Raw genomic sequence first — 14,467 nt, 5'->3', positions numbered from 1 at the left:
CTGTCCGTGTCCTCCGGAAAACCCAGGGCCCAAAGCGGCTGTGGGGGAGGGTCGGTGCAAACACAAACCCTCCCCCGCCTCTGGCCTGGGTCCCGGACCCGTGAGCCCCAACTGTCGGTGCTCATGAGCCCAGCGGCCTCGGTGCTCATCCGCGCAACGTCGCGTGCAGGTCCTGCAGCGACTGGACCCCGATGTCGCCGCGGATCGCGGCCTCGATGCCCTGGACCGCGGCCGACGCGCCCTGCACGGTGGTGATGCACGGGATCGTCGCCGACACGGCCGCGCTCCGGATCTCGTAGCCGTCGACACGCGGTCCGGAGTTCCCGTACGGCGTGTTGATCACCATGTCGACCTCGCCGGCCCGGATCCGGTCGACGATGGTGACGGCGCCCTCGTCGAGCTCCTCACCGGACTGCTTGTGCACCTGCTCGCAGACGATGCCGTTGCGGCGCAGCACGTCCGCGGTGCCCGCGGTCGCGAGGATCGCGAAGCCGAGGTCCGCGAGCCGCTTGACCGGGAAGATCAGCGACCGCTTGTCCTTGTTCGCGACGGAGACGAAGACGGTGCCGGAGGTGGGCAGCGATCCGTACGACGCGGTCTGGCTCTTCGCGAACGCGGTGCCGAAGTCCTTGTCGATGCCCATCACCTCGCCGGTGGACTTCATCTCCGGGCTGAGCAGGGTGTCGACGCCGGTGCCGTCGGCGCGGCGGAACCGGTTGAACGGCAGCACCGCCTCCTTGACCGCGATCGGCGCGGTCGCCGGCGTCTCGCCGCCGTCCCCGCTCGCGGGCAGAATGCCCTTGCTGCGCAGCTCGGCGATCGACTCACCGAGCATCACCCGCGCGCACGCCTTCGCCAGCTGCACCGCGGTCGCCTTCGACACGAACGGCACCGTGCGGGACGCCCGCGGGTTCGCCTCAAGGACGTAGAGGATGTCGTCCTTGAGCGCGTACTGCACGTTGAGCAGGCCCTTGACGCCGATGCCCTTCGCGAGCGCCTCGGTGGAGCGGCGCACGTTCTCCAGGTCGGCCCGGCCGAGGGTGATCGGCGGCAACGCGCAGGCGGAGTCACCGGAGTGGATGCCCGCCTCCTCGATGTGCTCCATCACGCCGCCGAGGTACACCTCGGTGCCGTCGCACAGCGCGTCGACGTCGATCTCGACGGCGTCCTCGAGGAACCGGTCGACCAGCACGGGCCGGTCGTCGGAGATCTCGGTGGCGCGGGCGATGTAGTCCTGCAGCGACTTCTCGTCGTACACGATCTCCATGCCGCGCCCGCCGAGCACGTAGGACGGCCGCACCAGCACCGGGTAGCCGATCCCGGACGCGATGTCCCGGGCGCCGTCGAAGGTGGTGGCGGTGCCGAACTTCGGCGCGGGCAGCCCGGCCTCGGTGAGGACGCGGCCGAACTCGCCGCGGTCCTCGGCCAGGTCGATGGCCTCGGGGCTGGTGCCGACGATCGGGACACCGGCCTCCTTCAGCCGCCGCGCCAGACCCAGCGGCGTCTGACCGCCGAGCTGCACGATGACGCCGGCGACGGTGCCCGACGCCGACTCCGCGCGGTACACCTCGAGCACGTCCTCGAAGGTCAGCGGCTCGAAGTACAGCCGGTCGGCGGTGTCGTAGTCGGTGGAGACGGTCTCCGGGTTGCAGTTGACCATCACCGTCTCGTACCCGGCCTCGGACAGGGTCAGCGCCGCGTGCACGCACGAGTAGTCGAACTCGATGCCCTGACCGATGCGGTTCGGACCGGAGCCGAGGATCAGCACCTTCTGCTTCTCCCGCTGCTCGGCGACCTCGGTCTCGGCGTTCGGATCGAGCTCGTACGTCGAGTAGTGGTACGGCGTCTTGGCCTCGAACTCGGCGGCGCAGGTGTCGACGGTCTTGTACACCGGGTGGATGCTCAGCTCGTCGCGCAGCGCGCGGACCGCGTCCTCCCCCACCCGGTGGTCGCCGAACTCGGGCCGCAGCGCGGCGATCTGCCGATCCGACAGGCCGTGGTACTTGGCCTGCCGCAGCGTCACCTCGTCGAGGTGCTCGGCGGCACGCAGGTGCTCGCCCAGCTCGTGGATCTGCTCGAACTGGTCGAGGAACCACGGGTCGATCGCGGTGGCGTCGAACAGCTGCTCGACGGTCGCACCGAGCGCGAACGCCTTCGCGATGCCGTACATGCGGCCGTCGTGCGGGACCTTCAGCTCCTCGAGCAGCGCGTCGAGGTCGTCCCCCTCCACCTCGGGGCCGGTCCACCAGCCCGCCCGCTTGGTCTCCAGCGAGCGCATCACCTTGCCGAACGCCTCGGTGAAGTTGCGGCCGATGGACATGGCCTCACCGACGGACTTCATCGTGGTGGTCAGGGTGCCGTCGGCGCCCGGGAACTTCTCGAACGCGAACCGCGGCGCCTTGACGACGACGTAGTCGAGCGTCGGCTCGAAGCAGGCCGGCGTCTCCTTCGTGATGTCGTTGACGATCTCGTCGAGGGTGTAGCCGATCGCCAGCTTGGCGGCCATCTTCGCGATCGGGTAGCCGGTCGCCTTCGACGCCAGCGCCGACGAGCGGGACACCCGCGGGTTCATCTCGATGACGACCAGGCGGCCATCCTTCGGGTCCATCGCGAACTGGATGTTGCAGCCGCCGGTGTCGACGCCGACCTCGCGCAGGATCGCGATGGAGAGGTCACGCATCTCCTGGTATTCGCGGTCGGTGAGCGTCATCGCGGGCGCGACGGTGACCGAGTCACCGGTGTGCACGCCGACCGGGTCGACGTTCTCGATCGAGCAGACGATGACCACGTTGTCGCGGCCGTCGCGCATCAGCTCGAGCTCGTACTCCTTCCAGCCGAGGATGGACTCCTCGATCAGGACGTTCGCCGTCGGCGACGCGGCGAGGCCGCCGCCGGCGATCCGCTCCAGGTCGGTCTCGTCGTAGGCCATCCCGGACCCGAGGCCGCCCATCGTGAACGACGGCCGCACCACGACCGGGTAGCCGAGCTCGGCGACGGTGTCCTTCACCTCGTCCATCGTGAAGCACACCCGCGAGCGCGCCGACTCGCCGCCGCACTTGGTGACGATGTCCTTGAACTTCTGCCGGTCCTCGCCCCGCTGGATGGCGTCGAAGTCGGCGCCGATCAGCTCGACGCCGTACTTGGTGAGCAGGCCCTGCTCGTGCAGCGCGACGGCGGTGTTCAGTGCGGTCTGGCCGCCGAGGGTCGCCAGGACGGCGTCGATCGGGGTGCCCTTCGCGGCCTCGCGGGCGAAGACCTTCTCGACGAACTCCGCGGTGATCGGCTCGACGTAGGTGGAGTCGGCGAACTCCGGGTCGGTCATGATCGTGGCCGGGTTGGAGTTGACCAGCGAGACCCGCAGGCCCTCCTCCCGGAGCACGCGGCACGCCTGGGTGCCGGAGTAGTCGAACTCGCAGGCCTGGCCGATGACGATCGGACCGGAACCGATCACCAGGATGTGCTTGAGATCTGTGCGCTTCGGCATTACTTCTTGGCTCCCTCGAGCAGGCTGGTGAAACGGTCGAACAGGTAGGCGGCGTCGTGCGGGCCCGCCGCGGCCTCCGGGTGGTACTGCACGGAGAACGCGGAGTCGTCGAGCAGGCGGACGCCCTCGACGGCACCGTCGTTGGCGCAGGTGTGGGAGACCTGGGCGCGACCGAACGGGGTGTCGAACTCCTGGCCCGCTTCGCCCTCGAGCGCGAACCCGTGGTTCTGCGCGGTGATCGCGATCCGGCCGGTGCCGTGCTCGACCACCGGGATGTTGATGCCGCGGTGCCCGAACTTCATCTTGTAGGTGTCCAGGCCGAGGGCGCGACCGAGGATCTGGTTGCCGAAGCAGATGCCGAACAGCGGCAGACCCTGGCCGAGGACCTCCTTCGTCAGGTGCACCGCGCCGTCCGCGGTCGCCGGGTCGCCGGGGCCGTTGGACAGGAACACGCCGTCCGCGTTCAGGTCGAGGATCTGCTCGAGGCTCGCGGTCGAGGGCAGCACATGCACCCGGATCCCGCGCTGCGCGAACATCCGCGGCGTGTTGGTCTTGATGCCGAGGTCGATCGCGGCGACCGTGAAGCGGGCCTTGCCGCCGACCGGCTCGACGACGTAGCCGCTGCTGGTGGACACCTCACCGGCCAGGTCAGCGCCGAGCATCGCGGGCTGCCCCTGCACCGCGGCGAGCATGCTGGCGTCGTCGGCGAGCGCGGCGCCGGAGAACACGCCGGCGCGCATCGATCCGCGGGTGCGCAGGTGCCGGACCAGGGCGCGGGTGTCGATGCCTGCGATGCCGACGACGCCCTGCCGCTCCAGCTCATCCTGCAGCGACCCGGTGGCCCGCCAGCTCGACGTGCGGCGCGACGGATCACGGACCACGAAACCGGCCACCCAGATTCGCGACTCCGACGACTTTCCGGTCGGGCCGACGGACTCGTTGTCCTCGTCGTTCCAGCCGGTGTTGCCGATCTGCGGGGCGGTGGCCACCACGATCTGGCGGTGGTAGCTGGGGTCGGTCAGGGTCTCCTGGTAGCCGGTCATGCCGGTGGAGAACACCGCCTCACCCAGGGTCTGCCCGGTGGCGCCGAACTCGACGCCGCGGAAGATCCGGCCGTCCTCCAGGACGAGGGCCGCGGGCCCTGACTTCACGATGCTCACTCTTTCTCTCCATCCACCCAGGTCGGGTACACGCTCTTGTCGTCTCCACGGAATCCGGTGTCGATCTCCGTTCCGGTGGGCAGCTCCCACCGGATCACCAGGACCCCGTCCTTGCTCATGACCTTGCCCGCGAGCCCGCGTTCGGTCCGGATCGCGCGGATCGACTCCTGCGGGATCCAGATCGGCGACGCCCCGTCGCGTTCGAGCAGCACACCCAGCTCGTGGCGGCTCAGTTCGCCGGTGGCCCGGTGGCCGAGGTCGCCGACCGCGATCCGGTCCTGCCAACTCGGGGCGAGGGTGCTGCCCACATACAGTCCGGTGCTCGGCGGGATCAGCTGCGCCCCCCGCTCGGCGGGGACGGCGGGCAGGTCGCCGACGCGCTCCCGCTGCCGCTTCGCCCGGCCCCGCCAGCCCCAGAACATCAACGCAACCAGCACCACCCACAGGGCCGCGAAGCCGGCGGTGATCAGGACCCGGTCCATCACCGCACCCGCCCCTCGAGCACCGTCGGCGTGCCCCGCAGCAGGGTGGTGGTGACCTTCGCACCGAAGGTCATCGCCTCGTAGGGGGTGTTGTTCGCGATCGACGCGAGCTCGGGTCCGCGGACCGTCCACTCCCGGGCCGGGTCGACCAGCGTCAGGTTTGCCGGCTCGCCGACCGCGATCGGGCGGCCCTGGTCGGGCAGCCCGACGATCTCCGCGGGCCGCTCGCTCATCACCTTCGCGACGCCGCGCCAGTCCAGCAGCCCGGGCTCGACCATGGTCTGCGCGATGATCGCCAGCGCCGTCTCCAACCCGAGCATGCCGGGGCGGGCCTGCGAGAACTCGCAGCACTTGTCCTGCTCGGCGTGCGGGGCGTGGTCGGTGCCGACGCAGTCGATCGTGCCGTCGGCCAGCGCCGCGCGCAGCGCCTCCACGTCGGAACGTTCCCGCAGCGGCGGGTTCACCCGGTTCACCCCGTCGTAGGTCTCCAGCCGGGAGTCGTCGAGCAGCAGGTGATGCGGGGTGACCTCGGCGGTGATCGAGATGCCCTGCCCCTTGGCCCACTTCAGCAGTTCGACGGTGCCTGCGGTGGAGGCGTGGCAGATGTGCACGCGGGCTCCGGCGTCGCGGGCAAGGAGGGCGTCGCGGGCGACGATCGACTCCTCCGCCGCCCGCGGCCAGCCACCGAGCCCGAGCCGGGCGGCGGTCGGGCCCTCGTGGGCGACGGCGCCGACGGTCAACCGCGGCTCCTCCGCGTGCTGCGCGATCAGCACACCGAGCGCGCTGGAGTATTCCAGGGCGCGGCGCATGACCAGCGGGTCGTCAACGCAGTGGCCGTCGTCGGAGAACAGCTTGACCTGCCCGACGCCGGCGGCCATCGTCGCCATCTCGGCGAGCTGCTTGCCCGCCAGCCCGACGGTGACCGCCCCGACCGGGTGCACGTCGACGAGCCCGACCTCCTGGCCGCGGCGCCACACGTGGTCGGTGATGACCACCGAGTCGGCGACCGGGCTGGTGTTGGCCATCGCGAAGACCGCGGTGAATCCACCGAGAGCCGCTGCCGCGGAGCCGGTTTCGATGGTCTCGGTGTCCTCGCGGCCAGGTTCCCGCAGGTGGGTGTGCAGGTCGACGAAGCCGGGCAGCAGGATCTGGCCCGCGGCGTCGATCACGGTGGCGTCGTCCGCCGCGGCGAGTCCCGCCCCGATCTCGGCGATCTCGCCGCCGCGGATCAGCACGTCGACCGGGTCACCCTCGCCGTAGATCCGCGTTCCGGTGATCAGCACCTCGCCGCCGCTCACAGCGCCACCCCTTCCCCGGTACCGACCAACAACCCGAACAGGACAGCCATGCGGATGTGAACTCCATTCGTGACCTGCTGCAGCACAGCAGTTTTCGGTGAATCGGCAACGGCGGACGCGATCTCCATACCGCGCAGCATCGGCCCCGGGTGCAGCACCACCGCATGCTCCGGCAGCAGCGCGAGGCGCCTCTCGTTGAGGCCGTAGGTGATCGAGTACTCGCGCGGCGACGGGAAGAACCCGCCGTTCATCCGCTCCGCCTGCACCCGCAGCATCAGCACCGCGTCCAGGCCCGGCAGTTCGGCGTCGATCGAATGCGAGACGGTGACCGGCCAGCTCGACACCCCCACCGGCAGCAGCGTCGGGGGCGCGACCAGCACCACCTCCGCGCCGAGCATCGACAGCAGGAACGCGTTGGACCGCGCGACCCGACTGTGCAGGATGTCGCCGACGATCGCGATCCGTTTGCCCGCGATGTCGCCGAGCCGCTGCCGCAGGGTGAGCGCATCCAGCAACGCCTGCGTCGGATGCTCGTGGGTGCCGTCGCCCGCGTTGATGACGGCGGGCCCGCCGCCGTTACCGTCGCCGGTCCACTCGGCGATCCGGTGCGCGGCGCCCGACGCGGGATGCCGCACGATCAGCGCGTCCGCGCCAGCGGCGTGCAGGGTCAGCGCGGTGTCCCGCAGCGACTCGCCCTTGCTCACCGATGAACTCGACGCGCTGACGTTGATCACGTCCGCGCTCATCCACTTCCCGGCGACCTCGAAGGAGACGCGGGTGCGGGTCGAGTTCTCGAAGAAGACGGTCATCACGGTGCGCCCGCGCAGGGTCGGCAGCTTGCGGACCTCGCGGCCGAGCAGCGCCTGCTGGAATCGTTCGGCCTCGTCGAGCAGTGCGGTGGCCGACTCCGCGGTCAGGTCGGTGACCGAGAGCAGATGCTTCACTGGGCGGTTCCCTCGTTCTCTCCGCTGCTGAGCGTCACGGCGTCGACGCCGTCGTGCTCGACCAGCAGCACCTGGACGTCCTCGCTGCGCGCGGTGGGGACGTTCTTACCGACGTAGTCCGCGCGCAGCGGAAGCTCCCGGTGGCCGCGGTCGACGAGGACCGCCAGCTGCACGGCACGGGGCCTGCCGAGGTCCCGCAGCGCGTCCAGCGCCGACCGCACCGAGCGGCCCGAGAACAGGACGTCGTCGACGAGGATCACCAGCGCGCTGTCGACCCCGCCGTCCGGCACCGAGGTCCGCTCGAGCGGGCGGTGCGGCTTGGTCCGCAGGTCGTCGCGGTAGAGGGTGATGTCCAGGGATCCGACGGGGGGCCGGATGCCGGAGAATTCCTCGATCTTCGCGGCGAGGCGGTGGGCGAGGGTGGTGCCGCGGGTCGGGATACCGATCAACACCACACGGGGTGGATCGTTCTCCGCGTCCAGCGCGGTCTTCTCGATGATCTGGTGCGCGATCCGGGCGACCGTGCGACCGACGTCGGCAGCGGAGAGCAACTCCCTACCGGTGGGTGTGTTCGACAAGCTGGACCTCCTTCTCCGCCTCTCGGGACGGATCGTTAAAGGATGTCTGACGCCGCTCAGCCTAGCAGCGCGGGCACCCGTCACCCGCACCCGCGCGACGTGGGCCTGACCACAGCCCGGATACGGGTGAAGGGCACCCTCGCCCGGTCCAACCGGTCGAGGGTGCCCTTCACCCGTGGCGGCGAGTCAGTCGTCGGACGACTCCGCGGCCTGCTGCTGAGACTGCGCGGTCGCGGCGGCGGCGGCCCGCACCTGGGGCGCGACGAGGACGACCTGCCCGAGGATGCCGTTGACGAACGCGGGCGACTCGTCGGTGGACAGTTCCTTCGCAAGTTCGACGGCCTCGTCGACCGCGACGACCGGCGGCACGTCCGTGGCGTGGAACAGTTCCCACACCGCGATCCGCAGGATGGCCCGGTCGACGGCGGGCAGCCGGTCGAGCGTCCAGTCCTGCAGATGGTCGGCGATCACCCGGTCCAGCCGGTCCAGGTTCTCCGCGACACCGGTCACCACCGTGACCGTGTACGGGTTCACCGGCGCGACGGTGTCGTCCCTGCTGGACAGCTCGACCCGCTCATCCGCAAGGTTCACCGGGTCGAGGTCACGCGCCTCCGCCTCAAACAGGAAGTCGACGGCACGCTTGCGGGCCTTGTGCCTGGCCCCGAGCTTCTTCTGGCTACCGGACACGCTACGAGTTCACGCGGCCCAGGTAGTTGCCGTCACGCGAGTCGATCTTCAGCTTGTCACCGGTGTTGATGAACAGCGGGACCTGCACCTCGGCGCCGGTCTCCAGGGTCGCGGGCTTGGTGCCGCCGGTGGAGCGGTCACCCTGCAGGCCCGGATCGGTGTGCTGGACCAGCAGCTCGACGGTGACCGGCAGCTCCACGAACAGCGGGGCATCCTCGTGCGTGGCGACCTGGACCTGCATGTTCTCCAGCAGGAAGCGGTGGCCGTCCCCGACGGTGGCCTCCGGGATGGAGATCTGGTCGTAGGTGTCGCCGTCCATGAAGACGTAGTCGCTGCCGTCGTGGTACAGGTACGTCATGTCGCGGCGGTCGACGGTCGCGGTCTCGACCTTCACCCCGGCGTTGAACGTCTTGTCCACGTTCTTGCCCGAGAGCACATTCTTCAGCTTCGTCCGCACGAACGCGGGACCCTTGCCCGGCTTGACGTGCTGGAACTCGACGATCTGCCAGAGCTGGCCCTCGATCTTCAGTACGAGCCCGTTCTTGAAATCACTGGTGTCCGCCACTGGCTTCGCGTCTCCTTTTAGACGATTGTCAAATCCTTGCTGGTGAGCGTGAGGAGCTCGGGCCCCTGCTCGCGGACCACGAGGGTGTCCTCGATCCGGACGCCTCCGCGCCCGGAGAAGTACACCCCCGGCTCGACGGTCACCGCAGCACCGGCTAGCAGTGTACCGGTGCCGCCCTTCCCGATCCCCGGCGCTTCATGGATCTCCAGGCCGACACCGTGCCCGAGACCGTGCAGGAACAGGTCGCCGTGACCCGCGTCCTCGATCACCGAACGGGACGCCGCGTCCACCTCGCCGACCGCGACCCCGGGTGCCAGCGCCGCCCGCCCCGCCGCCTGCGACCGCAGCACCAGGTCGTACACGTCCCGCTGCCAGGCCGCAGCCGACCCGAGCACATAGGTGCGGGTCATATCGGAGTGGTAGCCGGCGACGGTGGCTCCGAAGTCGAGCTTGACGAAGTCCCCGGACGCCAACACCGCGTCCGTCGGCCGGTGATGCGGGATCGCCGAGTTCGCGCCCGCCGCCACGATCGTCTCGAACGAGACGCCGTCGCCGCCGTGCTCGAGCATCAGGAACTCAAGGTCCCGCCCGACCTCCCGCTCGGTCCGGCCCGGCCGCAGCCCGCCCCGCTCGATCAGCACGGCCAGCGCCAGATCCGCAGCCGCACAAGCCCGCCGGAGCAGACCGACCTCGTGCTCGTCCTTGACCTCCCGCAGCCGCTCCACCAGTCGCGGGGCACGGGTCAGGGCAAGGTCCGGCGCCGCGGACCGCCACGCGGCCAGCGCGTCGACCGTCACCACATGACTCTCGAACCCCACCCGCACGCCCGCACGGTCCGCGAGCCGCCCGACCAGGGCCGCCGCGCTCGACCGGTCGATCACCGCCCGCAGGTCCGGCACCTGCGCACCGACCTGGGTGACGTAGCGGCCGTCGGTGCAGATGACCGTCCGGTCCTCAGTGTCCGGGCCGTCGCCCGCGTCGACGATCAGCGCCGCGTTCGACCCGGTGAATCCGGTGAGGTAGCGGATGTTGAGCAGGTCGGTGACCAGCAGGACGTCGAGGTCATGCTCGGCGAGCAGTCGGCGCAGGGCGGCGCGGCGTGCGCCGTGATCGGCAGTGAACATGGGTCCAACGTACGACAGTGACCCGCCCGGTCGGGCGCGGTCGCCGTCCGATTGGCCGAGTATCCGCGGCCGGCGGTGTCGGTTGGGTCACAGCCCCGACGTGACGCTCGTTACGCTGTCCGCATGAAACCCTGGATTGTTCGCGGTCTCGGCATGACATTCGTCCACGTCATCACCCGTGTCGTGCTCGGAATCGCCATCACCGCGTGGCCCCTGCACGGGTCGCTGATGCGCTGGCTCGGCATCATCGTCGTCGTCCTCGCGGCACTGTTGTGGGCGGGAGTCGACGGCATCCGTGACGCCCGCGCGCATCCGTCCGAGCGGGAGGAGGCGGACCTGACGATGACCTGGCTCAAGGCGGGCGCCGTCGCCGGCCTGCTCTCGGGTGCGGTGTGCTGGCTGATCGGCGCGGTGTCCGACATCGCGCTCGGCGAGAACCCGCTGTTCTTCGAACTGACCTCCGGCGCCGCCTTCACCCTGCTGCTGGTGTTCGTTCCCGCGATGCTCGCGGTCGCGGTCGGGCGGTTCCTCGCGCATCGGGACGCGAACAAGGCGGACAAGCAGGCCGCGGTCGCCGCGCCGGTCCCGGTGGCGGCAGCAATCGCGGGTGACCCCGAGACGACCGAGCAGTGGTCACACGAGGAGGACGGTGGATCGTACGGGTTCGCCGAGGGCCCCTACTCCGAACCCTCCGACGACACCGGTCCCGCCGACGACGCCCCCACCGAGGTGTTCCGCGCGGTCCAGCCGCCGAAGGACTGAATGCAGCTCCGCTGCCCGTGAGTGATTTTCACCCCGGTCGGGGTGAAAATCACTCACAGTTCCGGCTTCCCGGGGCGGCGCGGCCGCCGATGGTCAGCGCTCGGCGAGGAACCGCATCGCGAGAGCGTAGCCCTGCACCCCGGCACCGACGATGACAGCGGTCGCGAGCGGGCTCAGGTACGAATGCTGCCGGAACTCCTCGCGGGCGTGCACGTTCGAGATGTGCACCTCGACGAGCCCCGCGGTCAGCTCCGCGCAGGCATCCCGCAGGACCACCGAGGTGTGCGTCAGACCACCCGCATTGAGGATCACCGGCTCCCCCGCGTCCGCGGCGTCGTGGATCCAGCCGAGCAGCTCGCCCTCGTGATCGGACTGCCGGACCTGCACCTGCACACCGAGTTCCGCGGCGGTGCGGTCGCACAGGGCCACCAGGTCGGCGTGTGTGGTCGCGCCGTACACCTCGGGCTGACGGCGTCCGAGCCGCCCCAGGTTCGGCCCGTTGATGATCTGGATCGTCACAGCAGTACCGTACCGGCGGTCGCGCCCGGGTCACGGGAGATCGCGGAGTAGGCCGCGGCGAGCAGCGTCGGGTCCGGGCCCTCCAGTCGGCTCGGCTTCGCCAGGCCGTCCAGGACCACGAACCGCAACATGCCCGCGCGGTTCTTCTTGTCGGTCTGCATGCCCTTCATCAGGTCGGCGAAGGCGTCCGCGTCGTAGCCGGTGGGCAGCCCGATCGACTCGAGGATCGACTTGTGCCGATCGGCGGTGGCATCGTCGAGGCGGCCCGCGAGCCGACCGAGTTCGGCGGCGAAGACCAGCCCGACGGACACCGCGGCACCGTGCCGCCAGCGGTACTTCTCGCGCCGCTCGATCGCGTGGCCGAGGGTGTGCCCGTAGTTGAGGATCTCCCGCAGGCTCGACTCCTTGAGGTCCGCGGCGACGACCGTCGCCTTCACCTCGACGGAGCGGCGGATCAGTTCGGGCAGGACCTCCCCGGTCGGGTCGAGGGCGGCCTCCGGGTCCGCCTCGATCAGGTCGAGGATCACCGGGTCGGCAATGAAGCCGGTCTTGATCACCTCGGCCATGCCGGCGACGATCTCGTTGCGCGGCACCGTTTCCAGGGTCGCGAGGTCGATCAGGACGGCGGACGGTTCATGGAACGACCCGACGAGGTTCTTCCCCGCGTCGGTGTTGATGCCGGTCTTGCCGCCGACCGCGGCATCGACCATCGCCAGCAACGTGGTCGGCACGTGCACGACCTTCACCCCGCGCATCCAGGTCGCCGCGACGAACCCGGCGAGGTCGGTTGCCGCGCCGCCGCCGAGGCTGACCACCGCGTCGCTGCGGGTCAGGCCGATCCGGCCGAGCACCTCCCAGCAGAATCCGGCGACCGCGAGATCCTTGCCGTCCTCGGCGTCCGGGATCTCGATGCTGTGCGCGTCGATCCCCTTCGCGGCGAGCGCCGCCTTGAGCACGTCCGCGGTCTGCAGCAGCGTCGGCTGGTGGATGATCGCGACGGTCCGGATGCCCGCAAGTTCGCCGACGATGTCGTCGAGCAGACCGCGGCCGATGATCACCGGATACGGGTTGGCCGTCTCGACCTGGACGCGTACGGGTTCGGTCACTGCCTGCCTTCTTCCTTCTGCGTGTCACCGGGCCGCGGGTCGAGCGGCGCCGGGTCGGTCTTCGTCGGGTCAAGCTTCGCGAGCAACTGCTCGACGACCCGGGCGGGGCTGCGCCCGTCGGTGCGCAACCGAATGGTCGCGACCTCCCGGTAGAGGGGTCGGCGGCGGCGCATCAGATCGCGGTACTTCTGTCGCGGGTCGCCGCCGGTGAGCAGCGGGCGACCGGTGTTGGCGCCGGTCCGTTTGAGGCCCTCGGCGACGCTGATCTCGAGGTAGACGACGGTGTGCCCGGCCAGCCTGCGCCGGGTGGTGTCGGAGAGGATCGCGCCGCCGCCGAGGGAGACGATGCCGTCCTGCTCCCCGAGGGCGCGGCGGACGACGTCCTCCTCGATTGTCCGGAACCCCGCCTCGCCGTCCTCGGCGAAGATCGCCGGGATGGTCCGGCCGGTCTCCTGCTCGATTGCCACGTCGGTGTCGTAGACGTCGAGGTCGAGCGCCCGGGCCAGCCGCCTCCCGATGGTCGACTTCCCGGCACCGGGCGGCCCGATCAGGACCGCGCGCGGGCTCACCTCGCCAGCCGCTCCCGCACGGCCGCGAGGTAGCCCTCGACGTTGCGCTGGGTCTCGGCGACGGAGTCGCCACCGAACTTCTCCAGCGCCGCCTGCGCGACGACGAGCGCGACCATGGACTCCGCGACGACACCGGCCGCGGGGACCGCACACACGTCGCTGCGCTGGTGGATCGCGACCGCTTCCTCGCCGGTGGCCATGTCGACGGTGGCCAGCGCGCGCGGAACGGTGGAGATCGGCTTCATCGCGGCACGCACCCGCAGCGCCTCGCCGTTGGTCATGCCGCCCTCGAGGCCACCCGCCCGGTTGGTCGAGCGCAGCACCCCGTCGGGGCCGGGCGTCATCTCGTCGTGCGCGGCACTTCCGCGGCGGCGGGCGGTCTCGAAGCCGTCCCCGACCTCGACACCCTTGATCGCCTGAATTCCCATGAGAGCGGCGGCCAGTCGTGCGTCGAGGCGGTTCTCGCCGCTGATGAATGAGCCGAGCCCGACGGGCAGGCCTTCGACGATCACCTCGACGACACCGCCGAGGGTGTCGCCGTCCTTCTTCGCGGCCTCGATCTCGGTGATCATCGACTCCTCGGCTGCCTTGTCGAAGGCGCGCACCGGGCTGGCATCGACGGCATCGAGATCGTCGGGCCGCGGCCCGGGGCCGACGTAGGGTTCGGACGCGCCGATGGAGATGACATGCGAGAGCACCTCGACACCGAACACCTGGCGCAGGAAGTTGCGGGCGATGGTGCCCGCGGCGACCCGGGCCGCGGTCTCCCTGGCGCTGGCCCGTTCGAGCACGGGACGGGCGTCGTCGAATCCGTACTTGAGCATCCCGGAGAAGTCGGCGTGGCCGGGCCGCGGACGGGTCAGCGGCGCGTTGCGGGCCAGGTCCTTGAGGAGCGCCTCGTCGACCGGGTCGGAGGCCATCACGGTCTCCCACTTGGGCCATTCACTGTTGGCGACCTCGACGGCGATCGGTCCGCCCATGGTGCGGCCGTGCCGGACGCCGCCGACGACGGTGACGACGTCCTTCTCGAAGCTCATCCGGGCGCCGCGCCCGTAACCGAGGCGGCGGCGGGCCAATTGGGAAGCGATCTCGTCCGAGGTGACCTCGACCCCGGCGACCATGCCGTCGAGCATCGCGACGAGGGCGGGTCCGTGGGATTCTCCGGCAGTTATCCAGCGCAGCACGCCGC

The 14,467-nt window shown here is 70.4% G+C and carries 14 protein-coding genes; 1 reads left to right on the top strand and 13 read right to left on the bottom strand.

All coding sequences use genetic code 11. From position 1 onward, the window contains the following. Positions 1–145: 145 nt before the first annotated feature. The 9 genes from carB to ACFWQG_RS03895 form a co-directional block, all read right to left on the bottom strand. The gene (carB, locus tag ACFWQG_RS03935; RefSeq protein WP_378506273.1) at positions 146–3,484 is read right to left on the bottom strand and encodes a carbamoyl-phosphate synthase large subunit; all 3,339 of its coding nucleotides are present in this window, start codon (positions 3,482–3,484) and stop codon (positions 146–148) included. Continuing rightward, positions 3,484–4,644: a glutamine-hydrolyzing carbamoyl-phosphate synthase small subunit gene (gene carA, locus ACFWQG_RS03930; RefSeq protein ID WP_378506272.1), complete on the bottom strand. Its 1,161-nt coding sequence runs from the start codon at positions 4,642–4,644 to the stop codon at positions 3,484–3,486. Before carA ends, carB begins: the two co-directional genes overlap by 1 nt. Continuing rightward, positions 4,641–5,126 (bottom strand): transporter, encoded by a 486-nt coding sequence (locus tag ACFWQG_RS03925; RefSeq protein ID WP_378506271.1) that lies wholly within the window; start codon positions 5,124–5,126, stop codon positions 4,641–4,643. Before ACFWQG_RS03925 ends, carA begins: the two co-directional genes overlap by 4 nt. Continuing rightward, complete coding sequence (locus tag ACFWQG_RS03920; RefSeq protein ID WP_378506270.1) at positions 5,126–6,424, bottom strand: dihydroorotase; 1,299 nt, start codon at positions 6,422–6,424, stop codon at positions 5,126–5,128. Before ACFWQG_RS03920 ends, ACFWQG_RS03925 begins: the two co-directional genes overlap by 1 nt. Continuing rightward, a complete protein-coding gene (locus tag ACFWQG_RS03915) occupies positions 6,421–7,368 on the bottom strand; it encodes an aspartate carbamoyltransferase catalytic subunit (protein ID WP_378506269.1) in 948 nt (315 codons plus the stop codon). The genes ACFWQG_RS03920 and ACFWQG_RS03915 overlap by 4 nt, the downstream gene beginning before the upstream one ends. After that, on the bottom strand, positions 7,365–7,946 hold the full coding sequence (gene pyrR, locus ACFWQG_RS03910) for a bifunctional pyr operon transcriptional regulator/uracil phosphoribosyltransferase PyrR (RefSeq protein WP_378506268.1): 582 nt from the start codon (positions 7,944–7,946) through the stop codon (positions 7,365–7,367). The genes ACFWQG_RS03915 and pyrR overlap by 4 nt, the downstream gene beginning before the upstream one ends. A 186-nt stretch (positions 7,947–8,132) precedes the next feature. Further along, complete coding sequence (gene nusB / locus ACFWQG_RS03905; RefSeq protein WP_378506267.1) at positions 8,133–8,633, bottom strand: transcription antitermination factor NusB; 501 nt, start codon at positions 8,631–8,633, stop codon at positions 8,133–8,135. A gap of 1 nt (position 8,634) precedes the next feature. Next, positions 8,635–9,198, bottom strand: a complete 564-nt coding sequence (gene efp, locus ACFWQG_RS03900) for an elongation factor P (RefSeq protein ID WP_378506266.1) — start codon at positions 9,196–9,198, stop codon at positions 8,635–8,637. Positions 9,199–9,215: 17 nt separating this feature from the next. Continuing rightward, positions 9,216–10,322, bottom strand: coding sequence for an aminopeptidase P family protein (locus tag ACFWQG_RS03895; RefSeq protein ID WP_378506265.1), 1,107 nt, complete (start codon positions 10,320–10,322; stop codon positions 9,216–9,218). A 123-nt stretch (positions 10,323–10,445) separates the two neighbouring features. Between ACFWQG_RS03895 and ACFWQG_RS03890 the strand changes: the two genes are divergently transcribed. Continuing rightward, on the top strand, positions 10,446–11,084 hold the full coding sequence (locus ACFWQG_RS03890) for a B-4DMT family transporter (protein WP_378506264.1): 639 nt from the start codon (positions 10,446–10,448) through the stop codon (positions 11,082–11,084). Positions 11,085–11,177: 93 nt separating this feature from the next. Here the strand turns inward: ACFWQG_RS03890 and aroQ are convergent, their stop codons facing one another. The 4 genes from aroQ to aroC are packed head-to-tail and all read right to left on the bottom strand — an operon-like array spanning position 11,178 to position 14,462. Next, positions 11,178–11,603, bottom strand: a complete 426-nt coding sequence (gene aroQ / locus ACFWQG_RS03885) for a type II 3-dehydroquinate dehydratase (protein ID WP_378506263.1) — start codon at positions 11,601–11,603, stop codon at positions 11,178–11,180. Continuing rightward, positions 11,600–12,709 (bottom strand): 3-dehydroquinate synthase, encoded by a 1,110-nt coding sequence (gene aroB, locus ACFWQG_RS03880; protein WP_378506262.1) that lies wholly within the window; start codon positions 12,707–12,709, stop codon positions 11,600–11,602. The genes aroQ and aroB overlap by 4 nt, the downstream gene beginning before the upstream one ends. Then, complete coding sequence (locus ACFWQG_RS03875; protein ID WP_378506261.1) at positions 12,706–13,278, bottom strand: shikimate kinase; 573 nt, start codon at positions 13,276–13,278, stop codon at positions 12,706–12,708. The genes aroB and ACFWQG_RS03875 overlap by 4 nt, the downstream gene beginning before the upstream one ends. Further along, positions 13,275–14,462: a chorismate synthase gene (gene aroC, locus ACFWQG_RS03870; protein ID WP_378506403.1), complete on the bottom strand. Its 1,188-nt coding sequence runs from the start codon at positions 14,460–14,462 to the stop codon at positions 13,275–13,277. The genes ACFWQG_RS03875 and aroC overlap by 4 nt, the downstream gene beginning before the upstream one ends. Positions 14,463–14,467 lie beyond the last annotated feature (5 nt).

It is taken from the genome of Rhodococcus sp. NPDC058532 (assembly GCF_042719255.1).
GTDB lineage: Bacteria > Actinomycetota > Actinomycetes > Mycobacteriales > Mycobacteriaceae > Rhodococcus_G.
Note: the sequence above shows the minus strand (reverse complement) of the source record. Positions and strands in the feature narration are given on the sequence as shown.

Bases quoted from the DNA above. Each gene is read 5' to 3' on its own strand.
- carB (WP_378506273.1), bottom strand. From the start codon at position 3,484: ATGCCGAAGCGCACAGATCTCAAGCACATCCTGGTGATCGGTTCCGGT.
- ACFWQG_RS03890 (WP_378506264.1), top strand. From the start codon at position 10,446: ATGAAACCCTGGATTGTTCGCGGTCTCGGCATGACATTCGTCCACGTC.
- ACFWQG_RS03925 (WP_378506271.1), bottom strand. From the start codon at position 5,126: ATGGACCGGGTCCTGATCACCGCCGGCTTCGCGGCCCTGTGGGTGGTG.
- ACFWQG_RS03895 (WP_378506265.1), bottom strand. From the start codon at position 10,322: ATGTTCACTGCCGATCACGGCGCACGCCGCGCCGCCCTGCGCCGACTG.